24 protein-coding genes are annotated in these 26922 nt (G+C 53.2%); 16 read left to right on the top strand and 8 right to left on the bottom strand.

The window, feature by feature from the left end; translation table 11 throughout:
* Nucleotides 1-4: 4 nt before the first annotated feature.
* A complete protein-coding gene (gene glpK, locus PLIM_RS10350) occupies nt 5-1576 on the top strand; it encodes a glycerol kinase GlpK (protein WP_081440250.1) in 1572 nt (523 codons plus the stop codon).
* 18 nt (nt 1577-1594) lie between these two features.
* On the opposite strand, the gene PLIM_RS10345 is transcribed toward glpK, so the two are convergent.
* The 3 genes from PLIM_RS10345 to PLIM_RS10335 form a co-directional block, all read right to left on the bottom strand.
* Complete coding sequence (locus PLIM_RS10345; RefSeq protein ID WP_013110262.1) at nt 1595-2866, bottom strand: hypothetical protein; 1272 nt, start codon at nt 2864-2866, stop codon at nt 1595-1597.
* The gene (locus PLIM_RS10340) at nt 2866-4053 is read right to left on the bottom strand and encodes a hypothetical protein (protein WP_013110261.1); all 1188 of its coding nucleotides are present in this window, start codon (nt 4051-4053) and stop codon (nt 2866-2868) included. The genes PLIM_RS10345 and PLIM_RS10340 overlap by 1 nt, the downstream gene beginning before the upstream one ends.
* Before the next feature lie 159 nt (nt 4054-4212).
* Nucleotides 4213-5340 carry an SPFH domain-containing protein gene (locus PLIM_RS10335; protein ID WP_013110260.1) on the bottom strand — a complete coding sequence of 376 codons (1128 nt, stop codon included), beginning with the start codon at nt 5338-5340 and terminating at the stop codon, nt 4213-4215.
* 151 nt (nt 5341-5491) lie between these two features.
* On the opposite strand from PLIM_RS10335, the gene PLIM_RS10330 reads away from it, so the two are divergent.
* Entirely contained in the window at nt 5492-6430 is a 939-nt protein-coding gene (locus tag PLIM_RS10330; RefSeq protein ID WP_013110259.1) for a carbohydrate kinase family protein, read from the top strand.
* A gap of 48 nt (nt 6431-6478) precedes the next feature.
* On the opposite strand, the gene PLIM_RS10325 is transcribed toward PLIM_RS10330, so the two are convergent.
* Together PLIM_RS10325 and PLIM_RS10320 are read right to left on the bottom strand one after the other, a co-directional pair.
* Nucleotides 6479-7138, bottom strand: a complete 660-nt coding sequence (locus tag PLIM_RS10325; RefSeq protein ID WP_013110258.1) for an NAD(P)H-dependent oxidoreductase — start codon at nt 7136-7138, stop codon at nt 6479-6481.
* A 148-nt stretch (nt 7139-7286) separates the two neighbouring features.
* Nucleotides 7287-8207, bottom strand: coding sequence for a bestrophin family protein (locus PLIM_RS10320; protein WP_013110257.1), 921 nt, complete (start codon nt 8205-8207; stop codon nt 7287-7289).
* 170 nt (nt 8208-8377) lie between these two features.
* Between PLIM_RS10320 and PLIM_RS10315 the strand changes: the two genes are divergently transcribed.
* From PLIM_RS10315 to PLIM_RS22775, 6 genes are all read left to right on the top strand, one after another.
* Entirely contained in the window at nt 8378-9430 is a 1053-nt protein-coding gene (locus PLIM_RS10315) for a metal ABC transporter solute-binding protein, Zn/Mn family (RefSeq protein ID WP_052301553.1), read from the top strand.
* Nucleotides 9431-9432: 2 nt separating this feature from the next.
* Nucleotides 9433-10221, top strand: coding sequence for a metal ABC transporter ATP-binding protein (locus PLIM_RS10310; RefSeq protein WP_013110255.1), 789 nt, complete (start codon nt 9433-9435; stop codon nt 10219-10221).
* Between the two features lie 92 nt (nt 10222-10313).
* Nucleotides 10314-11738, top strand: a complete 1425-nt coding sequence (locus PLIM_RS22780; protein WP_148227065.1) for a metal ABC transporter permease — start codon at nt 10314-10316, stop codon at nt 11736-11738.
* Nucleotides 11739-11788: 50 nt separating this feature from the next.
* On the top strand, nt 11789-13165 hold the full coding sequence (locus PLIM_RS10300) for a metal ABC transporter permease (RefSeq protein WP_013110253.1): 1377 nt from the start codon (nt 11789-11791) through the stop codon (nt 13163-13165).
* Nucleotides 13166-13274: 109 nt separating this feature from the next.
* On the top strand, nt 13275-13742 hold the full coding sequence (xseB, locus tag PLIM_RS23670; RefSeq protein WP_013110252.1) for an exodeoxyribonuclease VII small subunit: 468 nt from the start codon (nt 13275-13277) through the stop codon (nt 13740-13742).
* Nucleotides 13743-13848: 106 nt separating this feature from the next.
* Nucleotides 13849-15084 (top strand): GTPase, encoded by a 1236-nt coding sequence (locus PLIM_RS22775; protein WP_013110251.1) that lies wholly within the window; start codon nt 13849-13851, stop codon nt 15082-15084.
* Nucleotides 15085-15148: 64 nt separating this feature from the next.
* On the opposite strand, the gene PLIM_RS10285 is transcribed toward PLIM_RS22775, so the two are convergent.
* The gene (locus tag PLIM_RS10285; protein ID WP_148227064.1) at nt 15149-15577 is read right to left on the bottom strand and encodes a globin domain-containing protein; all 429 of its coding nucleotides are present in this window, start codon (nt 15575-15577) and stop codon (nt 15149-15151) included.
* A 212-nt stretch (nt 15578-15789) separates the two neighbouring features.
* On the opposite strand from PLIM_RS10285, the gene PLIM_RS10280 reads away from it, so the two are divergent.
* Nucleotides 15790-16674, top strand: a complete 885-nt coding sequence (locus PLIM_RS10280; protein ID WP_052301550.1) for a menaquinone biosynthesis family protein — start codon at nt 15790-15792, stop codon at nt 16672-16674.
* A gap of 384 nt (nt 16675-17058) precedes the next feature.
* On the opposite strand, the gene PLIM_RS10275 is transcribed toward PLIM_RS10280, so the two are convergent.
* Both PLIM_RS10275 and PLIM_RS10270 read right to left on the bottom strand, forming a co-directional pair.
* Nucleotides 17059-19161: an alpha/beta hydrolase-fold protein gene (locus PLIM_RS10275; RefSeq protein ID WP_013110248.1), complete on the bottom strand. Its 2103-nt coding sequence runs from the start codon at nt 19159-19161 to the stop codon at nt 17059-17061.
* Nucleotides 19162-19227: 66 nt separating this feature from the next.
* Entirely contained in the window at nt 19228-19500 is a 273-nt protein-coding gene (locus PLIM_RS10270; protein WP_013110247.1) for a CDGSH iron-sulfur domain-containing protein, read from the bottom strand.
* A gap of 257 nt (nt 19501-19757) precedes the next feature.
* On the opposite strand from PLIM_RS10270, the gene PLIM_RS10260 reads away from it, so the two are divergent.
* From PLIM_RS10260 to PLIM_RS22765, 7 genes are all read left to right on the top strand, one after another.
* Nucleotides 19758-20894, top strand: coding sequence for a hypothetical protein (locus tag PLIM_RS10260; protein WP_041401561.1), 1137 nt, complete (start codon nt 19758-19760; stop codon nt 20892-20894).
* A gap of 102 nt (nt 20895-20996) precedes the next feature.
* Nucleotides 20997-22022 carry a DUF6754 domain-containing protein gene (locus tag PLIM_RS22770; protein WP_148227063.1) on the top strand — a complete coding sequence of 342 codons (1026 nt, stop codon included), beginning with the start codon at nt 20997-20999 and terminating at the stop codon, nt 22020-22022.
* A 182-nt stretch (nt 22023-22204) separates the two neighbouring features.
* Nucleotides 22205-22846, top strand: coding sequence for a hypothetical protein (locus PLIM_RS10250; protein WP_052301683.1), 642 nt, complete (start codon nt 22205-22207; stop codon nt 22844-22846).
* Nucleotides 22847-22991: 145 nt separating this feature from the next.
* On the top strand, nt 22992-23519 hold the full coding sequence (gene mog / locus PLIM_RS10245) for a molybdopterin adenylyltransferase (RefSeq protein WP_013110243.1): 528 nt from the start codon (nt 22992-22994) through the stop codon (nt 23517-23519).
* 89 nt (nt 23520-23608) lie between these two features.
* Nucleotides 23609-25042 (top strand): oxidoreductase, encoded by a 1434-nt coding sequence (locus PLIM_RS10240; RefSeq protein ID WP_013110242.1) that lies wholly within the window; start codon nt 23609-23611, stop codon nt 25040-25042.
* A gap of 116 nt (nt 25043-25158) precedes the next feature.
* Nucleotides 25159-26136, top strand: coding sequence for a hypothetical protein (locus tag PLIM_RS10235; RefSeq protein WP_013110241.1), 978 nt, complete (start codon nt 25159-25161; stop codon nt 26134-26136).
* 103 nt (nt 26137-26239) lie between these two features.
* Entirely contained in the window at nt 26240-26884 is a 645-nt protein-coding gene (locus PLIM_RS22765; protein ID WP_013110240.1) for a DOMON domain-containing protein, read from the top strand.
* The last annotated feature ends 38 nt before the right edge of the window (nt 26885-26922 follow it).

Genomic DNA, 26922 nt, shown 5'->3' with positions numbered 1-26922 from the left:
AACTATGGACGAAAATACTTCCGCCTTTCCTCGGGATGTTCCCGTTAGAAGTCAGACAAGTGAATTGAGTGGCGTGCAAAAATCTGCAAGAAAGCAGGCAGATTTCATCCTCGCTCTCGACCAGGGGACGACTTCGAGCCGGGCGATACTGTTTGATCGGGACGGAAAAGTGGCGGGGCGGGGGCAGGAGGAAGTCACGCCGCTCTTCCCTTCACCCGGGCACGTCGAACAGGATCCGAACCAGTTGTGGCTGACGACGTTGAGCAGCACCCGTAAGGCGATTGATGCCGTGGGTGCTGCTCCCAGAGAGATTTCTGCGATTGGTCTGACCAATCAACGGGAAACGACCATCATCTGGGATCGGCACACCGGAGTCCCAGTCACCAATGCTGTCGTGTGGCAAAGCCGCATTACCTCGCCAGAATGTGCCCGGCTCAAGGCGTTGGGCCACGAGCCACTCATTCGAGAAAAGACAGGGCTGGTTCTCGATCCTTACTTTTCGGCTACTAAAATTTCTTGGATCCTGGATCAATCCCCTGCCCTGCGCCAACGGGCAGAAAATGGGGATCTGTGCTTTGGAACAGTCGATTCGTTTCTGCTGTGGCGGCTGACTGCAGGTCAGGTGCATGCGACCGATGTCACCAACGCCAGCCGGACATTGTTGTGGAATCTGCACGAGGGAGCATGGGATCAGGAGTTGTTGAAAATCTTTCGAGTTCCCCAGGCCATGCTGCCGGAGGTGAAGCCATCGAGCGGCCTGTTCGGCATGACGGATCGCAAATGGTTTGGCGAGGAGTTACCCATCACAGGGATCGCGGGCGACCAGCAGGCGGCTACTTTCGGCCAGCAATGCTTTACCCCTGGACTGGTCAAGAACACCTACGGGACTGGTTGCTTTGTGGTGATGAATACCGGCTCTTCCATTGTGCCCTCGAAGTATGGCCTGCTGGCCACTGCCGGTTGGAAAATGTCGGGACAGACAACCTTCGCGCTGGAAGGGGCGATCTTTGCGGCGGGTGCGGTCATTCAATGGTTGCGAGATGGCTTGCAGATTATCCAGCAGGCGAGTGACAGCGAGCAACTGGCGAGTCGAGTGTCTGACAATGGAGGCGTCTATCTGGTGCCGGCGTTTGTTGGTCTGGGAGCCCCGTATTGGGATGCTGAAGCCCGGGGAGCGATCTATGGGTTGACTCGCGGTGCCACGAAGGAACATGTATGCCGGGCGGCTCTTGAGTCGATCGTATTGCAGACGCGCGATGTGGTGGAATCCATGACGTGTGATTCGGGATTATCGATTCCTGAATTGCGGGTTGATGGCGGGGCAACAGCGAATAACCTGCTGATGCAGATGCAGGCCGATATTCTGGGGATTCCCGTGCAACGACCGCAGATTCTCGAAACAACGGCACTGGGAGCCGCTTATCTGGCGGGACTGGCCTCGGGCTTCTGGCCACAGTTGGCCGATTTATCACATCACTGGCATGTGGATCGAGTCTTTGAACCGCGCATCAGCGTCGATCATCGCGAAACGTGGTATGCCGGCTGGAAGAAAGCGATTGAGCGGACGCGGTCTTAAAGTCGATCCATGATCGAGTTATTGACAACTCCAGGTTCGTACTGCCGACCAACGTGAACTGGGGTGTCCTAGGGCGACTAGCGGGCTGTCGAGCGCATACACCTCGATCAAGTGCTCTATCACTGCCATCGAGAATGATTTTTGTGGTGGCATGGGAGCTTTGAGTTCGGTGAGAGTCCAATGATTCAAAGCCAGCCGGTGGAGATGATCGAGATCGGCGCAGGGGCCTTCGGGGAGTCCTGGCTCGACCCACTTTTGCAATGACGGCGGGAGTTTTTGCAGGTCGTCTTCGTTGAGGTAAAGTGCAACTTTATCACTGCGCATCGAATAGACCGCCCAGCCTGTCCACGGGGCACCGAGCTCAAACAGAACCAATAGCGCGGGGAGCCAGAGGAGACTTCCCATTACCAAGTGACGAACATTTTCTGGGAAAGAGAAGAGCGGCCTGGATGGAGTCTGTAGACTCTCAACCTTTGGCAAAAGTGGCTCGCTCTGCCGTTTTGATTTTCGAAGCTGGCGATGCTGTACCAGAAGACCAAAAGCAATTCCCGCACAACTGATGTTCCACAGGAGCACCCCCGCGCTGTGGTTCAATCCCCTCGGGCCGAGAGCTGAGATCAGCAGGCCATGCATGATCATCGCCAGGATCAGTCCCACGGTGCGCGTACGAGGGATGGCAACCAGTATCCCTACCAGCAGTTCACCAGCGGGGAGAGCCAGACTGAGTGTATGCCAGGTGATGGGTGACCACAGCCGGGAGATCGCGCTCAGCCCCAGTGACTGCAGCAACCCACCCAGAAGCGTGGGGCCCAGTTCATGGGCAAAGGCCAGGTCGAGTTTCGAGATTCCCGAGCAGATATAAATTGTCGTGAGGATCACGAGCCACCAGCGGCTCGCGGTTCGAGGCGAAAAGAGCAGCCAACTCAAAACGATCAAACCGCTATGCCAGACCCAGGGCTGCAGTCGTTGCTGACTGGCCAGCACCAGCCAGCAGGTGCTGCACAAGACCGGAATGCACCACCACGTCTTTGGGTTGGGAAACAAAACTCCTGCCAGCAGACCGATGAATAAAACCATGGTTGCGACAGGATCGACCCACGGCGAAAACTTCTCGATGAGAGGCACATACGGGATCGTAGGAAATTCGTGAACACCCCACCACAAAGGCCAGGTGGCGAGAATCATGAGGAGCCACCAGCAGCACACCCAGCGGATCAATAGGTCCGGAATATTGATCCCAGCCGCCATACCTTTACTTGGCGAGGTCGTTGCAGATGAAGAGGTCTGCATCACTTTTGTGTCAATGCAAACAGAGTCAATGCCGCGGCTGCCGCAGCGAGGATGGCCAGAGTAATCTTGATCCAACTGTAAGGGCGATCGCCACTCACTTCGCCTGTGACGGCATTCACCATGACGGGGTAGGTCTTGTCGCGATAGCGGTAGGCCAGCAACCAGACAGGCAACAGAAGGTGTTTGAACGTGAGTGCCGTAAACTGAGTTTTCAGGTCATGGACACGTTGCTCGTCGCCACCAATCCTTTGGCGGGTTTCGGCCATTAAGGCTTGCCGCATTCTTTGCTGGCCCAGTTCGAACGATTGATCGAGCGGAATGTCATACGTTCTCGCAAAAATTCCAGCCATGGCATCGGGGGTAAAGGGGACGCATTTTTCCAGAGGCCAGGGTTCCAGATGCTGAGCAAGATCATGTCGCTGCGAACGAATCGCGAGAATCAGCACATCGTCAAAGAATCGCTGGAACTGACCGGAAGCGTAAGACCATCTTGTGCGGGTTTCAGTGCGTCGATCTTTACCAGTTCCGACAGTGACAGTGTAGCGATCGCCACGTTCGCCCTGATAACGATTAAATGTCATGGCATCGAATGTGAAATAAGGGAGATAAACGCCTTCGAATTTCCCTTTGGCTCCCAGTTTCTTGAAATCGTTAGGAGCGAACCAGCGGGATTGAACCCACTGCTCGATACAACTGGCGGCTTTCTCGCGAACGATAAAAAAGGGAAGCACCCCATCGACCGGAATGCGAGCTGCGGATTTATGGACATCATTACGTTGAATTGGGCTGCCGCAGTAAGGGCAGCGGCTGCTGGTGAGAGTGCCCACGAAGAGGACGTTTGCGCCGCAACCATCGCAATGAACTTCCTGGTCGCCGACGGTGGCACTATTGACCTCTCCTTCCGCGGATTCGAGATCTCCATGCTGCTCTTGCAATCGCTCAAGCATGGCGTCGAGATCCTGCTCGACGATGGCAGCATCGGCAGGGATCTCCAGTTGTTCCACATGATTGCAAAATGGGCACTGAAGCTGCTGGATACCAATCCGGAATTCGAGATCAGCCCCGCATTGACTGCAAGGAAAGACACGAGCCTGACCATCGTTGATGACTCGTGAGCTGCCTCCAGCCGCTGGTCGCTCGGGTTCAGGTTCGGGCTCGAAAGTCGTAATCGGCGTTGGATCAGACATGCTGCTTGATGCACCTTAAGTGCGTGGCTTTGCTTGAAAGTCTTCCACAGAGGGTGAGGCTTGGCGACATCGAGCATTCCAGCGACTGGGTTTCAGCCAGCCGCTGGAAATGAGTGGATATTGCCCGCATTCATCGAGAGCTGGAACTGCACGGGACGATCACGGAGTGGGCGGGAGTGGAGGCGGGCCACTCTGGAACAGGCTGGCCAGAGGTGTCTGGCCGGCTGGCTTCCACTGATCCATACCTGTGCTCCAGACAAGACTCTCAGCCGAGAGCTGGCCTGTCTGAATGGCCTGTTGAACCTGAGCGGGTGTGTAAGGGCCCAGCGATTGTCCATTCAACGCGACGTGCCACTGCACAGCACCGGGCAATGGTGGCGGGCTGCCCACATTCGCTGCAGCAGCAGGGCCACTAACTCCGGGTGCGACATAACCCGGCTGATTCATAAAACGACTGGCCATGGCAAAGCCCATCCCCATGCCCAGTCCGTCCCCTGCTCCACCATTCGGATTGTTTGCAGCATCTCCCATCGCTTCGCCGAACTTGTACTGCTGGAACTTGTTCATATCTCCAATGACACCCATACTGCTGCGGGTATCGAGCGCCTTTTCGACCGCTTCCGGGAAGGAGATATTGACGATCTGCAAATTGGGGATCGACAGCCCGTATTCATCGTCGATCTGCTCTTGAACCGCTTTGCGTAGTTCTTCGGACATCCCGCGATAGTTTGCAGCCAGATCGAGTGCGGCAATCTGCTTTTCACCAAGTAAGGTGGACATGCTGTTGACGATGATCGAACGGAGCAACTCGCCAATCTCATCGGCTTCGACCTCACCATCTGTCCCGACGAGTTCTTTGAGCAGGGCCTTCGGATCGATGGCCTTGAGCGCATAAGTTCCAAACGCCCGTAGACGGATCGGACCAAACTCAGGATCGCGAAGCATCACAGGGTTCTGAGTGCCCCATTTCAGATCGGTGATCTGGCGGGTGCTGACGAAATAGACTTCGGAACGAAAGGGGCTGTTGAAGCCGTACTTCCAGCCTAGAAGAGTTCCGAGAATGGGGAGATTTTCAGATTTGAGCTGATAGTTTCCGGGTTCGAAAACATCGGCGATTTGACCGCGATAGACAAACACGGCCATCTGGCCGGGCCTGACAATCAGTTGGGCGCCATTTTTGATTTCGTTCTGATAACGAGGAAATCGCCAGACGAGTGTGGTGCGGTTATCATCCAGCCACTCGATGATGTCGATCAGTTCAGCGCGCAGTTTGTCAAAGAGACCCATGATAGAACCTTGGGTGAGGACGAGTGGGATATGACTGGTGAGTGATTGAGCAGAATGGCGAACACCATTCGTGAGCATACCGCCTGAATACTATCGATACCGCAACCTCGACTTCAAGGTGGTGCTGCTCGGTTTGAAAAGGAGTTTCTCCATGAGTTTTGACCTCGTTGGCCTGGGTGAGTTGTTATGGGATTGTTTGCCTGAAGGCCGGGTGATGGGGGGAGCACCGGGAAATGTGGTGTTTCATGCCCGGCAACTCGGACTGAATGCAACACTGGCGACACGAATTGGGAGCGACTCGGCCGGTCGCGACCTATTGCAGCAGGTCAAATCAATTGGGCTGCCCACTCATCTGATACAGGTAGATGCTCACAGACCGACGAGCCTTGTCACTGTGGAACTCGATCAAACCGGGTCTGCGAAATATGTCTTCACTCCGGATTGTGCCTGGGATGGTCTTGAGCAGTCGCCACTCTGGCTCGAAGCCTGCGCTTCGGCCCGTTCGATCTGTTTTGGATCGCTGGCGCAGCGCGGCAAGCGATCTCATCAGACGATCTTGTCCTGCCTGAAAATCTCCCGTGAAAAATCACCAGCAGCTTGCCGCCTGTTTGACATCAATCTCAGGGCACCTCATATCGACTGTGAGGCGATCATTGCCTCGTTGCGACTGACGTCAGCCTTGAAGCTGAATGAGGATGAATGGCCTGTATTAATGGGAATGCTGGAAAGTTCGCCTCAAGGATTTCCATCGACCACATTCGAGAAAGCTTCTGCAGACGTGGTCTTTGAAAAATTCCCTGAATTACAGTGGATGTGTGTGACGCAGGGCAAAGCGGGATTGAGTCTCTGTACTCGTGAGGAGTGGGTCAAAGTGCCCGGGCAATCCATTCAAGTCGTGGATACCGTCGGCGCTGGCGATGCGACTTCCGCCGGTTTGATCTATGGGCATTTGCAGAACTGGCCACTCGTAAAAATCGCTCGATTTGCCAATACTTTGGGTGGCCTCGTCGCAAGTCATCGAGGGGCAACGCCATGTTTACCGTTACAACAATTGGCGGCACAATTTGAGGTTTGCCAATTTGAAGTTTAATTGGCGGGATGATTCAATTCTGGTCATCCAGATGCGACCTGTGCTGAATTACTGCTCGACGTGAAAGATCAGTTGTTCGGAGGGATATCGAACCTTCGCGGCAGCGGCATATTTGTCATCTTCAGCACGATAGCCGAGCGTGCAGACAACGACAGTCTCGTAGCCATCTTTGCGACAATCGAGAATCTCGTCGTATTTGGCAGGAATAATTCCTTCCATCGGGCAGGTATCGATGCCGAGAAGCGCAGCGGCCGTCATCAGATTTCCCAGGGCAATGTAGACCTGTCGTATGTTCCATTCGCGTACGGTCATACCCGCAGGAGGATTCTGAAGTGAGTTGATGATGACATTTTTCAGACCGGCAAGAGATTCGAGAGGAACCTGCCGCGTTGTGGAGATGGAATGCATGTATCGTTCGACATCTTCCGTTGTAAGTTCGCTTTTTGCAGTCAGCACCACGACATGCGAGGCATCGCGAACCTGAGTCTGCCCCCAGGAGATGGCTGGAAACTGACTTTTGACAGTCATATCTGTCACCACATAAAAGCGCCAGGGCTGCAGGCCAAAAGATGAAGGCGTGAGAACAAGAGACTCTTCGAGAACCTTCCACGTGTGATCAGGGATTTTCTTGTGGCTGTCGAATTTTTTGACCGCATACCGCCATTGAAGAGCCTGGTGAAGATGCTCGGGAGAAATAGGGTGAGTCACGATCAACAGCCTTTCCGGGCGAGCGTACTTAATGCTTAGATGGACGAACTACAAATTATAAATCGGAAGGAGAGTTCGCCAATCGGCCAGGCTGTGAATGTTTTGAAATGAGCCTGACGATGAAAACTGCGAGACGTATCTCTGTGAATCAATTTTGAATGAGCGGCCCATTAACTGGTTCAGTGGCAGAGCGTTGGACACTTGTTAATTCAGCCAGATTTGACTGGATTGTGCGACAGAAGTCTTCGAGTGGCAAGTCGTTGGAATCGACGCCAAACGGATCTTCAATTTCAACCCCGATCTCTTCAATACCGAACATGGTGTAGGCGATGATGAGGGTCGCCACAATCGTCTGCCAGCCAAAGTCATTGACGAGAGCCAGAGGTAAAGTAAAGCAATACACCATCAGAACTCGCCTCAAGTGAACGGTATACGCAAAAGGCGCAGGGGTGTTGCGAATTCGCTCACATCCCCCGAGGTAATCCACCAGCAGCATAATGTTCTGATCGAAAAACCCCTGTTGAATACTGTCGATATGCCCTGTTCTGTGGGCCTCGTTGACGAGATTCGTCAATTGGCTGGCAACAAACATCGGGGGGTGGAGAGCACTGATTGCAGCATGCACATCATCTGGCGGCAGTTCTTGAGCAATTGGGCCCAGGCTGCGTTCATTTCTCAGGCGGTACATGGTGGCCCACGAAAAGGCGGAAGTCCATAAGCTCAAACGCTGCTGAATTTCTGGAGTCGATTGCAGTAATGATTGATTAAGCCTGCCCAGATTTCGGGATTCGTTAATCAGCGATCCCCAGAGTTTCCGTCCTTCCCAGAAGCGGTCATAGGAAGAATTGGTGCGGAAGACAAGCAGCAGACCGACGACGACACCAAGTAAAGTATGCCCTGTCGCCGGAAACTCAAAGCCACGAAACCAATCGGGGAATCGGTAGTGAGCCATGGTGACCACTGTGGACCAGATCACGCAAACAGCCACCCGCCCGAGTATTTCCTGAACCATAGAGCCGCGAACATCGAACAAATGGCTTGTCCAGCGATGCGGGTTGTAAGGAATCATAAAGTCAAGCTCTTTCAGAGTCTGGGGATCATCCCTTCCGGATTTCCCAAAGATTAGGAGCAGAAAGCTCTTGCACGTCAATGATGCAGAAAATGTGACTTGACGTTTCGATGACATGCAGGCATATTGAAAATAATGTTTTGAGTAATCAAAAACGCTGTGAAATGGTTATGTCTGTCTCTTCGACTTTTTCCCGCCGTGAATTTTTCCCCTGGCTGGCGGTGCTGTCGGGGTGTTCGACAGGGTTGAGCAGTCCACCATTAAGTCGACCTGCCAGTATTGTGGCCTCTACGGGAATGGTGGGTGATCTGGTTCGTGAACTGGTTCCGCCCTCCCTGGGGGAAGTAATCACATTGATTCGCCCCGGCGTCGATCCCCACCTGTATCGACCCACACGGGCCGACTTACTGAAGGTGCTGAATGCACGTCTGATTTTCAGTTCGGGGCTGCATCTTGAAGGGAGAATGGATGCCCTGTTTGAGCGAGCGGATCGACCGGGTCGCCCGTCGATTGCCATTACGAGTGACATTCCCAAAGATCTGATCATTTATCCCGATGACCACTCAGGTCGTCCAGATCCCCATGTGTGGATGGATGTGAGCCTGTGGCGAGCAACTCTGGGGCTGATTGCTCGAACTTTAAAGGATGTTTTTCCACAGGCTCAGGACGAAATTACCAGGCGAGAAGCCCAACTTTCCGACGTGCTGGCCCGTCTTGACAAAACTGTTGAGGAGATGGTGGCCTCGATCCCGGAACCTCAGCGATTGCTGGTCACCTCACATGATGCCTTTGCCTATTTTTCCAGGCGTTATCACATCCCTGTCGAATCGATTCAGGGAGTGACGACAGATTCTGAACCTGGCGTGGCAGATATTGATCGCCTCGTCGATATCATCACCAGCCGTAAACTACCGGCAATTTTTACAGAATCCAGCGTGAATGATCGTGGTTTAAGGGCTGTCGTTGAAGGCGTAAAGGCCCGAGGTCATGAACTTATTCTCGCTGGGCCGCTCTATACAGATGCCTTGGGAGAGCCAGGTTCCCCGGCAGATACCTATGTCGGCATGATGCTGGAAAATGCCCGCCAGATCGCGTCCATCCTCGGAGGATCAACTGCTCCCCTCGATCGCTGGACTCAATCATCTGGCAATACTCACAGCAGCTCCCGGTGTCTTTTCAAATCGCTGAGCCCAGCGGTGAAAATGTGCGAGGTAGACCACTGATCATGAATGCCGAGAATTCTCCACCAGATTCACCGCTTGTCATTCATGATATGACGGTGGCTTACGGCCGAAAGCCTGTCCTCTGGAATATTGACTATGTCTCACCCAGTCGAAAACTGATCGCGATTGTTGGCCCCAATGGGGCTGGCAAAAGTACCCTATTGAAGGCGGCTTTGGGTTTGATCCCCCGGCAGAATGGAGAGGCTCTGTTTTTTGGCCAGCCTTATCAGGCAGTACGACAAAAAGTGGCCTATGTTCCGCAGCGATCCAGTGTGGACTGGGATTTCCCGATCAGTGCCCTCGAAGTGGCGGCCATGGGCTGTTACGGACGTATGGGGTGGTTTCGCCCAGTGAATCGCGATGCCAAAAATACGGCTTTGGCAGCTCTCGAACAGGTAGGTCTGGGAGATGTGGCCAGACGTCAGATTGGTCAACTTTCTGGAGGCCAGCAGCAGCGGGTGTTTCTTGCCAGAGCTCTGGCTCAGGATGCCGATCTTTATCTGATGGATGAGCCGTTTGCTGCCGTCGATGCCACGACAGAGCAATCGATTGTGTCCATGTTGCAGGCATTGAGAGATCGAGGCAAGACGACGATTGTCGTGCATCACGATCTGCAGACGGTCTCGGAATACTTTGACGAAGTGCTGTTGTTAAACTTGCGGCTGATTGCAGCGGGAGCGGTTTCTGAAGTGTTGACACCTCAAAATCTGAAGGCCACATACGGTGGTCAGCTTTCGATTCTGGATGCAGTGGGCCAGCGGATGTCAGCGAGACAATCCGTGACAAGTTAGAGTTTCCAGGCGATTGAGTTCCGCTGGATCAATTCCAGTTGATCGATCAGTTCTTTGAATTTGCTTCAGCCAGAACGGTGGTTTTCGAGACCATGTTTTCCATGAGTTACAACGCTCTGCTGGTGCTTTCGGGCACAATGCTCTTAGGGGCGTCGTGCGGATTGATGGGCGTTTTCTTGACTTTGCGGCGTCAGGTTCTGCTGAGCGATGTGATCAGTCATGCCGCTTTACCCGGCGTGGCGATGGCGTTCCTTTTGGGGTTATGGCTGGCCCCTGAAAAAGCAGGCACACTTCCGTGGCTGGTCGGTGGATCGATGTTCGCTTCGGGGGTTGCCGTCCTGATCTGTTTTGCATTGCAGCAGGTCAAACCTCTCTGGGGAGAAGTGGCTTTTGGCATTCCGCTGGGTGGATTTCTCGCACTGGGAGTTGTCTTCTTCTCGATCATTCAGCAGGTTCCTTCAGGAAATGCGGCTGGACTCGAGGGCCTGCTCTTTGGAAGAGCGGCTGCTCTTTCGAGCACCGATGTGCTCCTGTTGGGCGGGTTGGCAGGGATCGTCGTGATTGTCTGTCTGCTGTTACGAAAAGAATTGCTGCTGATCGCTTTTGATCGGGAATTTGCCATTGCTCAGGGATTGCCCGTCGCTTTGCTGGATACGTTGCTGACTGGGATGACAGCTGCCATTTGTGTGCTGGCTCTGCCGATGGTGGGGTTTTTACTGGTGGTGGCATTGATGGTGACGCCGGCTGCAGCGGCGCGGTTCTGGTCTGATCGACTGGGACTGATGATCCCGGTTTCTGTAATGCTGGGGATGGTGTCTGCAGGGCTGGGAACACTGATCAGTGGTCAGCTGGAGTATGTTCCGACAGGGCCGGCGATTGTCCTCTGTGCCACAATGTTTTTTGCAATCAGTGTCTGTTTTGGTTCGTCACATGGCTTCATCTATCAGTGGTGGAGTCATCGATTGCTGAAGCAGGAGCAGTTGCTGGACGACCTGTTGCGAAGTACCTACGAAGAATTCGAAGCGGCAACGGCGAAACTCCAATCTGCAACAATGGCTCCGGAGCAAACTGGTCACGCAGACTTACCTCAACTGGCGTTGGACAAGCGTTTAATTGATGTTCATCCATCGACCGGCGCCCCGGACGAATTCTGGTTGCATCAGGCGGCTTGCTTTCCGAAATCCATACCCACGAAAGATCTTTCGCTTCTCAAACAACTGGCAGTGAATCGAGGCTACTTAAGAATCGATAGTGCGGGTCAATGGCGAATGACCGAACTGGGCTGGCAGAAAGCGAAGGCTGTTGTTTTGCGGCATCGCCTGCTGGAATTGTATTTGATTGAACATGCTGAATTTCCTCCCGCGCAAGGTGATCGGACTGCCGACCTACTGGAACATGCACTGGGGCCGCACACCGTCGATGAACTGAAGATCCTGCTTCGAATTGACTTTGGGCAAGGGGTCATTCGCAGCCCCCATCCGCTTGAAGCAACGTCAGTTCGTGAAGTTTCTCCTTGAAAACAACTGTGATGAAATTGCCAACCTTGATTGTGACATGAATTAAATCCATGGAGTTACTGACACAAATCCTGCAGGCGCTTTCCACCTGGTGTCTGATTGATACCTGGATGGTGGTGATGGCTGCACTGGTGGCCATGGCTTGTGCCATTCCCGGCTCGTTTCTGGTTTTGCGCAGGCAATCTCTACTGGCCGATGGTGTAAGTCATGCCGCTTTGCCGGGCGTAGTCGTGGCATTTCTCTTGAGTGGATTATTACCAGCCGGAAGTGGCTGGAGTGTGGTCATTCTTTTGGCGGGAGCTGCAGTCTCAGGAATATTGGCTTCCATCCTGATTGAGCAGTTGCAGAGATTGCGAACGATCCACGCAGATACCGCATTGGGTATTGTGTTTACCACATTGTTTGCTGTGGGCCTGCTGCTTTTAAGAACACTGGCCGATCGAATTCATCTCGATCCGGCCTGTATAGTGTTTGGCAATCTGGAGGTTGCCGTCGTTGAGACCTTTGCAGGAACCAGTCTGCCCATTGGTGTTGTTGTGGCCCTGGTGACGTTGGTTCTCAATCTGACCTGTCTATGGCTCTTTTACAAAGAACTGCTGATCTCGACGTTTGATACCGTATTTGCCGAGTCGATAGGAATTGCCGCTTCCCGTGTTCAACTCCTGCTGGCGGTGCTAGTGGCGGTGACAATTGTGGGGGCGTTTCAAACGGTGGGAAGTCTGCTGGTGTTGGGGATGCTGGTGATTCCCCCTGCCACAGCGAGGCTGCTGACATACCATTTTCCATCGATGATACTGCTGTCGATGGGCATTGGATTGTTTTCGGCTGTGATGGGTCATGTGTTGGCCATCAGTCTTGTTGGCCCACTGCTGGCATCTATTGGTGTGGACGGGATTGAAGCTGTCAGTACGAGTGGCATGATGGTTCTCGTGGCCAGTGGATGCCTGTTGCTGGCGCTCCTGTTGAGTCCCGAATATGGAGCGTTGAGCCGGCTGGGTCAGCAGATGCGTACCCAGATGCGAATTGCAGAAGAAGACCTGCTGGCGGTCCTCTATCGATTGGAGGAGGCCGGCCGACAGGTTTCGACGAAAGATCTGGCATCTCTGGTGGCAGAATCAACCGGGCAGCCCGCCTGGAGAATCTGGGCCGCAAGTCGGCAATTGATCAGGAGAGGAGCCATGTCCTACGAAGATCAACATTATGTGCTGACTGAGATTGGCCGTCAGGGAGGGCGACAGATCGTGCGTGCGCATCGACTCTGGGAGACATTTCTGGCTCAGCGATTGGGTTTACGCCCAGAGCAATGGCACGATAATGCCAGCCGAGCTGAGCATTACATTTCTTCGGAACTGCGTCATGAACTTTCGAACGATCTGATGCGACCTGACCAGGATCCTCAAGGTCGGCAGATTCCACCTGAAAGTTGAGAACTAAAACGTGATGAGATCATGCATTCAAGCATCAGTCACTCTGATTTTTCCGTTGGGTTGTTACACTTGAATTCAGATGGAATCCCTCGGAATCGACAGGATGAACATGGCTCGCAAAAAATCGTCATCATCAACGGAAGGCCCCTCTTTTGAAGAGGCCCTTGAGGAACTTCAAGGGATTGTTGATCAGTTGGATGAAGGCCAGTTACCACTGAATGACGCTCTTCAAGGGTTTGAGCGGGGCATTCATCTGTATCGGGTTTGCAGCGAAATTCTGGAGAATGCTGAATCGAAAGTTGAGATGCTGCAGTCGCAACTGAAAGGATCCGGGCCAGAGGCAATTCCCATCGATTCGATCATTAAAGGCACCATTGATACCAGCCTCGAAAAGACTCCGCCAAAGTCGTCAGATCGCACGGAGGCCACCTTGAGCCGTGTTCCAGCCACAGAGCCAGAGGCACCTTTTGATACACAAGTTGATGACGAACCAGGACGCGGCACTGAACAACTTTATTCAGAAGATTCGATGAGATCTGAGAATAACTCTCCTCGCCCCAATACAGGGCTGTTTTAATCTGAATCGTGATTCTCCAGACAGACGATTCAGTGATCAACATGATTTTCGCAGGGCTTGCATTACTACGGGATGAGCCTCGTTTCTGCACAGGATGGGAGTTTTCGTGAACCAGGAACGCTCACATCAGCCACCGCTCGCCCATGGCAGACAGCAATACGTCGCCCAGCTCAGTTCTCAAAAGATGAGTGTCGCGCAGATTACAGCGGCACAGTGGTCTCCGGCTGGACGTTCTGCGATTGCACTGGTTCGTGTTCACGGCGATTTAAGTCGCCTGAGTTCTTCGGCTCAACAATTGTTTCACTCTGCAGGGCAGGTCAACTGGACCAGTCTTCCCGAGAAAAGTGTGCATTATGGCCACTGGGGGCAAGAACATGCTGAAGGGGTCGTCCTGACTCAAATTGAAAAGGATGTGCTGGAAATCTCCTGCCATGGAGGGACTGCTGCGGTCGAAAACCTTTTGACTTCGCTGCAGGGAATTGGCGTGATCGTGCAGTCGTGGCAGCAGCAACTGGCCTCCCGCAAAAACTATCTGGTTGCCGAATGCACAGAGGTGCTCACTCGTGCTGTGACTGTCAGATCGGCTCAATTGATTCTGGCTCACAGTCTCGAAAAACTCCCGGAATTCGCAGCAGATATCAACTGGCCTGCAGATGACCAATCGCGAAATGAAGCGATCCGATCGGTGGAGTTGAGTCTCAAATGGTGGGAGACCGGTCGGCGTCTGACAGAAGGCTGGGTCGTCTCGATTGTCGGTTTGCCCAATGCCGGAAAATCGAGCCTGATCAATCGACTGCTGGGATACGAGCGTTCCATTGTGATTGATCAACCAGGGACCACGCGGGATATTGTACGGGCTTCAACTGCGATCGGTGGCTGGCTGGTTCACCTGGCCGATACCGCAGGTGTTCGCGAAAGTGAAGATCCGCTCGAAGCAGAAGGCATCCAGAAGACGATGGCCACTGCCGGGCAGGCGGATCTGGTGATGTATGTGGTCGATGCCAGTCAATCATTGCAGGCCGCTGACGTACAGCTTTCCCGCCAGTTTCGCGATGTGGTGGTGCTCCTCAACAAGTGCGATCTCCCCATGGATCGCGACGTCCTGCAACAATGGCCAGACGCCCTGCCCATTTCGACAGTGACATCTCAAGGCATCATGCCACTTCTGGACATCCTGGCGCGACGACTCATGCGTCGTGGCCCTGCACCAGACGTCATGATTCCCGTGACCTTGCGACAGCAGAGTTGCCTGCAGAAAGTTCTGACAGCACTCAGGGCTTCAGATATCGACCAGTATCTGTTGGCAAAACATGAGCTGGCCACTGGAAATTGCTCCAACTGACAACGAGGGACTTGACTTGTCAGGAATTCTACAGCTTTCAAAAAACGGATAGCTGCGATCTGTGCTAGTGGGAGTCAGTTCGGTTGATGAGAAACGTGGCTGTCTCAGAGAGAAACTGCGTCACGATGTTCGCATAAGGCTGTGGGAGAGGGGCTTCGGCGAGTGCTTCGGTCATCAGTTCCATCCACCGATTTCTGGCAGCTGGTGTGATCGCGAAGCTGGCATGTCTCATGCGCAGCCGTGGTGCGCCCCTCTTGGTGAGGTAGTCCTGTGATCCTCCCAGTCGATAGACCAGAAAGTCTGCCAGGCGGGTTTCGGCAGCCTCCCACTCGTCGGGAGGATACATGCCGCCGACAAGTGAATCATGCTGAACACGCTGATAGAACGCGTGCACAAGTTGCCTGATGATGGGTTCACCAATGGCAGGAATCACGGTCGATGGGAGATCGACAGGAGGTCGCGCCGGCTCAGACAATCGAATTCGACTCCCCATTGGAACCACACTTGTTCACGTCCACTCGGTCATCCCATGGCGGGCGGTGACGAGTCGATTGCTCAATCCCAGTGAACCATTGGTGCTCATCAGATGTTAATCGCACGGGACGTGTGCGGTTAAGCCAAAAAATGACTATAACTCAACCACGGCTTCGGTAAAACGAAACGTGATTTGGATGGAAACTTACTGAAATCACCTTTTCAGGGTGAATGGCTGAATTTCGCCTGTTAACTGCTGTGAAAGTGCGATCCGTGGATAATCGAACCCTTATTCGTGTTGGCCATAGTCCTGATCCTGATGATGCCTTCATGTTTCATGCATTGGCGAACGATAAAATTCCGACCGGCCAGTACGTTTTCACTCACGAACTTCAAGATATCGAGACGCTCAATCAGCGGGCCTTCCGTGGGGAGTTAGAGCTTTCCGCTGTCAGTCTGCATGGTTACGCCTATTTGACCGATAAATACGCTTTATGTGCCTGTGGCTGTAGCATGGGAGATAATTATGGCCCAATGGTTGTCGCTCGTCAGCCGATGGAAATTGACGATCTGATTGGCAAGAGAATTGCCATCCCTGGAAAGTTGACCACAGCCGTTTTGTCGTTGCGATTACTGCTCGGAGATCGATTTACTCCCGTACTTTATCCCTTCGACGAGATTCTGAATGTGGTCGAGCGTGGTGAAGTTGATGCGGGACTGATCATTCACGAAGGCCAGTTGACATACGCCTCTCAAGGCTTAAGCCTAGTGGTCGATCTGGGAAAATGGTGGCTGCAGAAGACAGGTCTTCCTCTGCCACTGGGAGGTAATGCCATCCGCCGTGATCTGGGCCGCAAAGCGATGGAAGAAGTCACGGCTCTGCTCAAACAGAGCATTGTCTATGGTCTTGAACATCGCCAGGAAGCGTTAGGCCACGCCAAGAAGTATGGTCGAGATCTAGATGACCACAAAGCCGATGTCTTTGTAGGTATGTACGTGAACGACTGGACGATCGACTTTGGAGATCGCGGCCGTGAAGCTGTGAAATTGCTGCTGGCGAGAGCTTATGAACACAAACTCATTCCGCATCCGGTCGAGTTAGAGTTCATTGGCTGATTGCGGGTTCATATGAATCAGTTGTTGTAATACGGATTTGAATCAACAACTGCGCGGCGGGTGGCTGGGGTTGAGTCTTCGAACCCCCAGCAATCGCCGGCAACAACTGGGGGTTCGCGAAGACGCTCGACCCCAGCCACCCCATGCCAAGGATCGCAGTTAAACCTTAGACTCAGCATGAGATGAACTCATTTGCCATTGATTAATCTTCAGGCCGGAGTTGGGTCATTTGCAGGTTTACATCTCGTGCGATCGGCGCACTCTCCGATCGCACATCTTCAGTCGCTCATGCGAGGCTGTTGGCGTCATCCATGGCGATGAGTTATGCGAATATCCACGTCGTCGCCACTTGGGAACATAATCCAAGCAGTTAACGACCTGTCATCATTTTTGAGCATCAGCGGGTTGTTGCTGAGGAATTTGCCACCGGCTGTCGAGAATGAGATTTTCCACGATTTCTTCCCGAAAACTGCCGTTTTCCTGCTGTTCAAAACGAATAACCGCCAGATCTCCCAGACGAGGATATAATTGAGCGTTCGAACCTTTGAACTCAGCTTCATGGAATGTGTGACCACTGTTGATCACAACGTATTTGAGCGAGTTCAGTGGATTCGGCACAATCATCGCGATGGCATGGTTCTGGGGTGAAAACTCTTTCCCGTTCACGACAATTCTGTCTTTTGTCCATTCGATGGGAAGTTGATCGACAATTCGTGCGATCAGTGTGTTTGACCCGGGATCTCCCCACAGAATCAGATTTTTGTCCATAAGAATCTCATCACTCAGACCGTTATCCACAATTGCCGGCGGTCTCCCGCGCAGCCATCGATCAAACTCCTGCTGACTTCTTTTGAGAGACCAGTTCGTGTATGCCTCGTGACTGCTATTCCATGCCCGCCCGCTCCCCGTCACATGCACGAATGGTTGAGTAAAGGCGTCATCAATGGGGCCTTGCAGGCGATGATGCTTGTGCCTCATGTCATTAATCTCGACATCGCGCGAGGCTTTGTACTCCAGTTGTTTCCAACCGTTGCCACGAAGTTCGTAATACACGTCGGGAAGCAAGCCTTCGGCAGCATTCCTTAGAGGCATAACCTCGCTGCCATCAATCCGGATCGACTCGGCGGCCTGGCGATCCACACTCAGGATCGCCACGTTTTTCGTCGAGACTTCGACAAGGTCAGCGTCATTTTTTATATACGCATCAATCGACGAAATCTGGTAAGGGAACTCCTGTCGAATGACTTTCAGCCAGTCGGCTTCAGGGTATTTGACTGTCCAGGTCGTAAAGCGAATCTTCGGATTCAGTGGAAAACGAACGCGCCCCGATTGGCGATATCGATCATGAAAAGCCTGAAACTCCTGTTCGGATTCTGGATGCCATTTGTGTGCCACCCCCTGCCCGATCAATACCGGGATCTCCACTCCCGCTTCACGAGCCGCTTTCTGCATGGTCTGTGCGGCCGCGAGTTGAGGATCCTCCGATCCACCGTAGCCAATCATGGGAACTAATCCCGCATTGGGGGCATAGTCGATCGCATCGTAGATTCGCAACAGCTCTCGACGCGGAGACTCGATGGGCTCTTTGAGCTTCTGGTAGACAATCGTATCAGCAAAGCCGGCACCAGCTCCCACAGAAGACCATCGATCCGGATGATGGACACCCAGATGCCAGGCACCGGCACCACCCATGGAAAATCCCCACAGGTTGATTCTCTGATCGTCAATGCGAAATCGCCTCGTCACATCCCGGATCGCTTCGAAGACATCTGTCTCTCCGGCCCAGCGATAGGCATTATTTCCTCTGCCAAAAACTTCCAGACGAAAATGTTTCGGAGACTGCTTGAGAGTCTTTCCCTCATGCTGGTCAATGAATTTCACTTCGTTCAAATCATTGTCTCGGCCGTGAAGCACGACTTCGAGTGGCCATCGATCCGCGCTTTCCTGCTGATAACCTTCGGGAATCCAGAGCGAATAGGGCTGGATCGATTCGTCGACTTCCGAAACATAACCCAGAACATGCTGTCCACCGGGAGCCAACCAGGGAGCTTGTTTTTTCTCAGCGGCAGCGACTCGATTCAGCCCTTGTCTGGTGACTCGAAGAAGTGCATCTCGTTGCGTGCTGTTGCGAATTTCCTCATGACGCAAAGCCCAGTCAATGGCTTTGAGAAACACCTGGATGTCAGCAGGCTGGGCAGGTCGGGGGAGTTCTAAATCCTTGAGTTGGCTTACCTGTCGCAGCTTCTGGATCTCTTCGATACTCGTCAATGATGCCGGATCGATCGGTTCGGGTGGAGCTTTTTTGGTCGTCACCTGGGCGAGAAGATGAGCGTTTGTCGTTGTTGATTGCGCTGCCAGCGGGGTTGTACAGATGAGGTTCAACACCAGCAGACCACAACCACCAAGGCAATGACTCCAGCGGGAAGAGCAACTTATTCGCCACAAGTCTGAGAAGGTGATCCATCCTGTATGAGCAGTCAAAGCCATAATGGTTTCTCGAAGAAGTGTCATTCAAGTTGTCTGGTTTAATCGAATGGGTGCGGTCAAAAAATTTCAATGCGAAGCATCTGGTGAGTTGTGGCCCGTGGCAAGTTCTGTGGCGATGAAGCCGCACTGTCGATGTGCCCCGTCACAGAAAGGCTTGTTCTGGCTGGCCCCACAGCGACACAGAGCGATGTTCTTTCCCGGTGGCAGGTCAAACCGCGAGTACTGATGATCAATGATTGTCACCGGGCCTGTAATGACCAACGGGCCATTTTCGCGAGTGCGTATGATCACTTCGTTCATTTGGGGCTGTGTCTGGAGGAGATCAACTTGAGAATTCATTTCAGATCATCAGACCATGTCGACGGTGTTGTGGGGCCGGAATCGATTTGGGAAATCGACACTCGTACTCTGTTATCAACAGATGAGAGCTTAACGAAACCAGCGGCTCAATGCCCTGAAAATTCAAGGGATCGGTCTTAACGATCAAGAGGAGAGACAGTTGCCGAATCTCACTTAGCTCACAGAGGCAATTTTTGATTTGTGAGCTTGTGGCAAGTTCTGTAGAACAATGCGAAGTTTCCAACAGAAAGTTCAGCATGGCGAAAGCCTACGTCCCAGGACTGACAATCAGCCGCCAGACCGTCTGGCATTCGAAGCGATTACTGCCGATTCCTGGCGAAGTACTGGCTTCTGTGGGAGATGTTGTCAGTGCTCGGCAGGGAGTGGCTCGGGCACAGCTCCCCGGTGAGCCGTACCCAGTCAATATCGCCCGCCTGCTGCAGGTTTCTCCCAGCGATGTCCCCAAATTCCTTCTCAAGAAATTGGGCGACCCGATTTCGATGGATGAGGAATTGGCATGGACCGGTGGGCTTTTCGGCTGGTCGCCTCGCAGTGTCTGTGCCCCCTGTGGCGGTGTGGTCGAATCGATTTCTCCCATTACCGGGCAGGTCCTCATTCGCAGTGAACCACAAGTCATCGAGGTGGCTGCTTATTTGAGTGGAGTTGTGACTGAAGTTGTTCCTCAAGAAGGTGTGGTGGTCACCAGTCGGGCCGCTGTCGTCCAGGGGATATTTGGAATTGGTTCCGAAGCCTATGGCGAAATTGTACTCGCTGGCCAATCACCCGAGGAGACTTTGACAGAAGATCGCTTGAATAGCAGTTACCGGGGGAAAATTGTCGTTGGCGGCGGTCGCATGACGGAAGGGGCTGTTCGTAAAGCGGCTCATCTGGGAATCTCAGCTCTGGTTTCGGGAGGGATTGATGATTCCGACTTGCGTGAGATTCTGGGGTATGATCTGGGGGTCGCGATTACCGGTACTGAAAAACTTGGTACGACTCTGGTCATCACCGAAGGCTTTGGTGAGATCCCGATGGCCAGACGAACTTTTGAACTCTTCAAATCAAAAGTTGGTTGCTACGGCTCCTGCAATGGGGCCACTCAAATTCGTGCCGGTGTGATGCGGCCCGAAGTCGTGATTCCGGAAGTCGAACAGAACAATTTGGCGATCTCGGTAGAAACAGGTCGATCACAGGAACCGGTGTTTTTGACCGATGGTGCAGCCGTACGCATCATCCGAGATCCGTGGTTCGGAGTGATTGGTAAGGTTTTGAAATTGCCGCATGAGCCGCTGCTGCTCGATTCGGGTGCGAAAGCACGTGTGTTGATTGTGGCTCTGGCCGATGGTCGTCATGTGACAGTACCCCGCGCAAACGTTGAATTACTGGAGACCTGACCGATGGGATCGTCACATCTTGAATGGTTGTCAGGCAGGGTGCACTCCTCAACCGGTAACGCTTTGCGTTCCGTTTGGCGATGGTTGAATTGTTCTTTGGCCATGATGTGGGTCTTGGCCATTTGCTCGCTTCCTTTGAATGCGATATCGCAAGCGGCCGAAACGATTACCCTGCAGGAAACTCCCGGAGTCCCCACCACGACTCAGTCTGATGTTCAGATGGAGTCCTCTTCCGATGTGGTCACTCCTTCAGCAGAGATGGCCACGCCTCCTGCCAATGAGGCCGCAGAAAATCCCCTTGAAGATACGGCCTCGAAGCTATTCTCTGAGAAAAGGTTCTGGTCACTCATTCTGGTGCTGGCGGTCTGTTTCAGCGTGTTGATCTGCACCTTCCGCGCGAGAATGGGTGCCAAAGTTTATGTCCGACCGATTGCCGGTTTGAAGGCGATTGAAGAAGCTGTGGGGCGGGCAACCGAAATGGGGCGTCCCGTGTTGTTCGTCCCCGGAATCATGGATTTGAATGAATTGCAGACCGTGGCCGGTCTGAGTGTCCTATCGTCAGTCGCGAAGGAGTCGGCAGCGTATGAGAACAATGTGCATGTTCCAACGGCCAGGTCACTGGTGATGACGGCTGCCCGTGAAGTGGTTCAGGCGGCATGCATCGAAGCCGGCAAGCCGGACGTCTATAACGATGACTCGGTTCGATACATCACCGATGAACAGTTTGCTTATGTGGCTGAAGTTTGCGGCTGGACACAGCGGGAAAAGCCAGCAGCTTGCTTTTATATGGGCCAGTTTTTTGCGGAATCACTACTGCTAGCGGAAAATGGAAATTCTGTCGGTGCGATTCAAATTGCCGGGACTGCTGAATCGTCGCAACTTCCGTTTTTTGTGGCATCGTGTGATTACACACTTCTGGGAGAGGAATTGTTTGCCGCTTCCGCCTATCTTTCTGGTGAGCCACAGCAACTTGGGAGTCTGCAGGGACAGGATCTGGGAAAAGCACTGGCAGTGACTTTGCTGTTGGCAGGATGCCTGCTCATCACTCTCGTGCAGTTTGAAGGATTAGGGCCATACCCCCAAATAGCCTATGACGTTCTGTATCATCAGATTCTGGGGAGAGATTGATTTCAACGGCAAATTGCGATGATTTTCGCTCGAAAAGCGTCCGTTGAATGAAGGCTTTCGACCCGCTTCCTCTGGATCCTTCACTTTAAGTTTTCTTCGGTGAGTCATATTTCGGGAAGATCAAGCGACTGATGTTCAAACGGCAAATACCAATGCTGATTGCCATGTTGACCGGGCTCATCATGGTAGTTTCATTTTTCTCACCCAGGCTGGAGTGGATGAGTGCCGTTGTGGAGTCGTGGTTCCTGATCCTGGCAGCCATTGCCATGCTGCTGGGCGGGGCCAATCTCTTCATGCATCATTCGAATCTGATCTACAACCAGAAGCCGGGCTGGGGATACTCCGCTCTCACTCTGGCTGGTTTTCTCGTCACCTTGGTGGCGGGTCTATTGAAACTGGGTGTGCCCCTGACGCCTCAGTTTCCGGAATATGCGTGGGCTGGAAGTTTTGAAGATCAGCCGGGAGTCATCTGGTGGCTGTATGAGTACATCATCAAACCATCGACAAGCACGATGTTCGCATTGTTGTCGTTTTTCGTGGCCTCGGCGGCCTTTCGTGCCTTTCGCGCAAAGAGCACTGAAGCGGCTCTGCTGCTGGTGACGGCTCTCGTGGTGCTGCTGGGGCGATCTTATGCCGGCACAATTTTGTCAGCACCCGTTGGTGATGCCTATTCTTTCGCTGCATTGACCGATTTTGTCATCATGAGTGTGATCAATACCTCCGGACAGAGAGCGATCGTGATTGGAATTGCGCTGGGTGTGGCCGCCACTTCACTGCGGATTCTGCTGGGGATGGATCGCTCGTATCTGGGTGCTGATGAATAGCCAGCATCACCCCTCTGAGGTATATCCACGACAAATGTCAGTCCGAGCACTCCCCAGCGATAGGAACCCTGATATCATCTGGATTCCTCAATACTTCTGCGGTCGCAAGAGTTAACAGGAAGTTGTGTTCATCTGAGGAAGTGAGATGCTGCGAGTCGGGATCGTGACAATCTCTGATCGTGCCAGCCAGGGCGTTTATGAAGATCGGGGCGGCCCCGCCATCAGAGAATACCTTGATGATGTTCTTACATGTGAGTATGAGGCCGATTACCGCCTGATTGCCGATGAACAGCCTCTGATTGAAGCGACGCTGATCGAACTTGCTGATCAATCGAACTGTAGCTTGATAGTGACGACTGGAGGAACCGGGCCTGCCCTGCGGGATGTGACTCCGGAAGCGACAACCGCTGTCTGCACAAAGCTGCTCCCTGGTTTTGGAGAGTTAATGCGGAAGGTTTCGCTGGAGAAAGTTCCCACAGCCATCCTTTCGCGACAGACGGCCGGGATTCGCGGTCGTTCATTGATGATCAATCTCCCCGGACAACCCCGCGCCATTCGTGAATGTCTCGATGGAGTTTTCGCAGCCGTTCCTTATTGCATTGAACTGATTGGCGGCCCAGTCTTCGATACTCGTCCCGAACGACTCGTGGCTTTCCGTCCCAGGAAATCATGAATCCTGCAAGAAATGTCGCTTCATCCTGAGATTACAGCAGACATTTCGTTTACCTGAGTGATACAGATCGACAGCTTTTGAGGTGAAACTTGGCTCGCTACTTCAAGTACAAATCTTCAGACGATGTGATTGCCGATGCCGCCCGGTTGGGTCATCGCCTGGAAGCGACTCAAGATTTATCGCCGCTGTTTCAATCGCTGCCGGTTGGTGGCCGCGAGGTCGGTAACCGATTGTGCATTCAGCCGATGGAAGGTTGTGATGGAACACCTGCGGGTTTTCCCGATGAGCTGACTTTCAGGCGATACGTACGCTTTGGAGCTGGCGGTGCAAAACTGATCTGGGGTGAGGCGACGGCGATTGAAGAACGCGGGCGGATGAATCCGCGGCAACTGCTGATTTCTGAAGAAACGATGCCCCTGCTAGAAAAGATGCTCAACGATTGTCGGCTGGCTCATCAAGAGGCGGGCTTCTCGACTCAGGATCTGCTGCTGGGTCTGCAATTGACGCATTCCGGCCGCTACAGCTACCGCACACCACTGCTGGCCATGCGCGACCCGATTCTGGATCTGGTGACCATCGATAAGCAAACGGGGCAACTCGTCGCTGCCGACAAGCCCGTACTGACGGATGCTGAGTTAGAACAGATTGGCGAGCTGTATGTTCTGGCGGCCCGCCGGGCTTATCAGATCGGTTGCGATTTTATCGATATCAAGCAGTGCCACCGATATCTGTTATCCGAGCTTCTGGCAGCCAGAATTCGGCCGGGAAGTTATGGCGGTTGTCTCGAAAATCGAATGCGGCTGGTTCTCGATGTGATCAAAGCCATTCGTGCGGAAGTCCCCAGCCTGATTCTGGCAACGCGTATGAATGTCTTCGATGGTATCCCCTTCAAAGGACAAGGTGAGGAGTTTGTCGGGCAGCCGATTCCAGTCACTTTCCCCATTGAAACCAGCTTTGGTGCCAGTTGCACCGATCCCCTGCAGATCGACCTGACAGAGCCACTGGAAGTGGTACGGAGGTTGGTGGATGCAGGTATTTCGCTGATCAATGTCTCAGTCGGGAACCCGTATGCCTGCCCGCATTATGTGCGACCTGCTGAACAGCCACCAGTCGATGGTTATCACGCCCCCGAACATCCACTTTTGGGAGTATTGCGGCACTTTGAAGTGACAAAAGAAGTGCAGAAGGCCGCCGGTGCAGTTCCGGTGGTGGGGAGTGGGTACAGTTGGCTGCAGGATTACGCTTTTGAAATTGGGGCTGCCAATGTGAAGCAAGGCCGTTGTCAATTTGTGGGGCTGGGGAGAGGTTCACTTTCTCAGCCTGATTTTGCGATCCATCTGGCGAAGAACGGGGCATTGAACCGGAAGACCGTCTGTCGAACTTTTTCGTATTGCACAAATCTGATGCGTACCAAAGATCACCCCTGGGGACAGTACGCCACGGGTTGCCCGCCCTTTGATAAGGAAGTTTACGGCCCACTCTGGAAAGAGGCAGAAGCTAAACGCAGTGCTGCCAGCAAATAGTTTTGTCCGTTCAAGATGAATGTCTGGCAAAAGTTGCCGTTCCGAAAATCTGCTCTGTTCGATGGGGATTGCCAGATGTACGATATCGGCACACTTCCCACGGATGGGGTCAAATCATGGCCGATTATCGTCATCTCTTAGCGATCTGTTTCCTGTCATCATCTTCTCTGGTGATGATGCCCGAAGGCTTTGCGACGGATCAGGATCCCGTCGCAACCCCCCAGATCGCCGCACCGGTCGATGGTCATGCATCGCCAGTCACGAGTACGGATGCTGCAGGACACACTCCAGCCCCATCGCGAGTGATCAAAGTCAGTCGCGATCCCAGCGGTGAAATTCATATTTCACTCTCCGTCAGTACTCCGGAAGGAACATCTTCCCGTATCTGGAGGGCAAGGAGTCTGCCCGATCTGAAATCGAATCAGCCCGAGGGGTATGAAATTTTTGTGGAGTTTCTCAAAGGAGAAGTGGCTAACCGTGCCAGGCAGCGTGGCTTAGCCCGTGAGAGACAGAAACGGGAACAGGAGGGATTGCCTGTCGAAGACCATCCCGATGGACTTATCCAAGAAGTACCCGCTCAACCCGAAGCAGAACGGGTGGCTCAGCCCGAACCGATCCGCATCCGTGAAATTGCCAGGTTGCCAGTGGTTGTTCCCCAGTCGAGTGCAGCGTGGCCTTCAAGTGAATCTCAGCCAAGGCAAATCCAGGCCGATATTCATGGCGGGCGCATTGATATTCGGGATGATGTCGATGGCACGATTGCCATCAGTTGGCAGCCTCGAACAAACACCTCAGGACGAGAGCGGTTCTGGGTGGGGAACTCGATTGAGAAATTGAAGGAATCTGACAGCGAGTTGGCCCAGTGGTATTGGCAACTGACGGGCGGGCCACCCACTGTTCTGCCGACCGATCCAACCACACTGATTTCCAACTCAGGTCTATCTGTGATCGGGTTGCCACCACCTCCTCCGCCAGTCGATCCAGCGGATGTCGAGGCAATCGTGCCTGTGACAGAAGTGGGCGGCTTGCCTCTGGCTCCTCCACCCATTGTGATTCCACAGGAAGACCTGCCGCTGAAAGCTCCCGTCCCGTGAGTTGGGCCAATTGATGGCAGGTGGATTTGCGAAAACTGGCCGGGAGTTCCATGATTCATGAAGAGATGATGCATTTCAGTTTCTTCACATGGAAATTCGCCCAGTGATTCCTGCGTTATTTGCATTTCGATTTGAATGGCCAGTCCCCAGGCTTGATCCGTGGAAGAAAGATTCTGCGAACTGGGTTCCCATCGATTCCCAGCATCGATTGCAGAGAGTTAAGCTGGGCACTGGGACAGCGGGAAACTCACTCGAAATTTATCTCGGTTGGAATGCTGAGGGGTTGGGTGTGCGCTGCCTGGCTGGGAATCTCCCTGATCGACCGGTCTCGAACCCATTGCAGGCGAGTTCGACCGATGGCCTGCAGATCTGGATCGATACGCGAAATACGCAAAACATTCATCGTGCTTCCCGGTTCTGCCACCACTTCTGTTGCCTCCCCACAACGACAAAAGGGGCGCAAAAGGGAGTCGTGATTCAACAGCCGATCGCTCGAGCGAAAGATGAGCAAGCACTGGCTAACCCCGATGAAATTCCCTGTCGTAGTCGAGTCGATGCCCAGGGATATGACCTGGAAGTCTGGCTACCGGCTGGAAAGCTGGAAGGGTTTGATCCGATCGGCAGTCCGCGACTCAGCTTTTACTATCGATGGATTCACCATGGAATTCCTGATCAGTTTCTGACAGTGGGGCTGGAGTTTCCCGTGGATGCTGATCCCAGTTTATGGCAGACCATTGTGTTGTCGTAGGAATCAAAGGCTTTTCAGGCAGTCGCTTCTTTCAATAG

This window comes from Planctopirus limnophila DSM 3776 (assembly GCF_000092105.1).
GTDB lineage: Bacteria > Planctomycetota > Planctomycetia > Planctomycetales > Planctomycetaceae > Planctopirus > Planctopirus limnophila.
This window is presented reverse-complemented; position numbering and strand designations above follow the sequence as displayed.

Coding starts and splice junctions, on each gene's coding strand:
- glpK (WP_081440250.1), top strand. CDS start 5: ATGGACGAAAATACTTCCGCCTTTCCTCGGGATGTTCCCGTTAGAAGT.
- PLIM_RS10345 (WP_013110262.1), bottom strand. CDS start 2,866: ATGCAGACCTCTTCATCTGCAACGACCTCGCCAAGTAAAGGTATGGCG.
- PLIM_RS10340 (WP_013110261.1), bottom strand. CDS start 4,053: ATGTCTGATCCAACGCCGATTACGACTTTCGAGCCCGAACCTGAACCC.
- PLIM_RS10335 (WP_013110260.1), bottom strand. CDS start 5,340: ATGGGTCTCTTTGACAAACTGCGCGCTGAACTGATCGACATCATCGAG.
- PLIM_RS10330 (WP_013110259.1), top strand. CDS start 5,492: ATGAGTTTTGACCTCGTTGGCCTGGGTGAGTTGTTATGGGATTGTTTG.
- PLIM_RS10320 (WP_013110257.1), bottom strand. CDS start 8,207: ATGATTCCTTACAACCCGCATCGCTGGACAAGCCATTTGTTCGATGTT.
- PLIM_RS10315 (WP_052301553.1), top strand. CDS start 8,378: ATGTCTGTCTCTTCGACTTTTTCCCGCCGTGAATTTTTCCCCTGGCTG.
- PLIM_RS10310 (WP_013110255.1), top strand. CDS start 9,433: ATGAATGCCGAGAATTCTCCACCAGATTCACCGCTTGTCATTCATGAT.
- PLIM_RS22780 (WP_148227065.1), top strand. CDS start 10,314: ATGTTTTCCATGAGTTACAACGCTCTGCTGGTGCTTTCGGGCACAATG.
- PLIM_RS10300 (WP_013110253.1), top strand. CDS start 11,789: ATGGAGTTACTGACACAAATCCTGCAGGCGCTTTCCACCTGGTGTCTG.
- xseB (WP_013110252.1), top strand. CDS start 13,275: ATGGCTCGCAAAAAATCGTCATCATCAACGGAAGGCCCCTCTTTTGAA.
- PLIM_RS10285 (WP_148227064.1), bottom strand. CDS start 15,577: ATGGGGAGTCGAATTCGATTGTCTGAGCCGGCGCGACCTCCTGTCGAT.
- PLIM_RS10280 (WP_052301550.1), top strand. CDS start 15,790: ATGGCTGAATTTCGCCTGTTAACTGCTGTGAAAGTGCGATCCGTGGAT.
- PLIM_RS10275 (WP_013110248.1), bottom strand. CDS start 19,161: ATGGCTTTGACTGCTCATACAGGATGGATCACCTTCTCAGACTTGTGG.
- PLIM_RS10270 (WP_013110247.1), bottom strand. CDS start 19,500: ATGAATTCTCAAGTTGATCTCCTCCAGACACAGCCCCAAATGAACGAA.
- PLIM_RS10260 (WP_041401561.1), top strand. CDS start 19,758: ATGGCGAAAGCCTACGTCCCAGGACTGACAATCAGCCGCCAGACCGTC.
- PLIM_RS22770 (WP_148227063.1), top strand. CDS start 20,997: ATGATGTGGGTCTTGGCCATTTGCTCGCTTCCTTTGAATGCGATATCG.
- PLIM_RS10250 (WP_052301683.1), top strand. CDS start 22,205: ATGGTAGTTTCATTTTTCTCACCCAGGCTGGAGTGGATGAGTGCCGTT.
- mog (WP_013110243.1), top strand. CDS start 22,992: ATGCTGCGAGTCGGGATCGTGACAATCTCTGATCGTGCCAGCCAGGGC.
- PLIM_RS10235 (WP_013110241.1), top strand. CDS start 25,159: ATGGCCGATTATCGTCATCTCTTAGCGATCTGTTTCCTGTCATCATCT.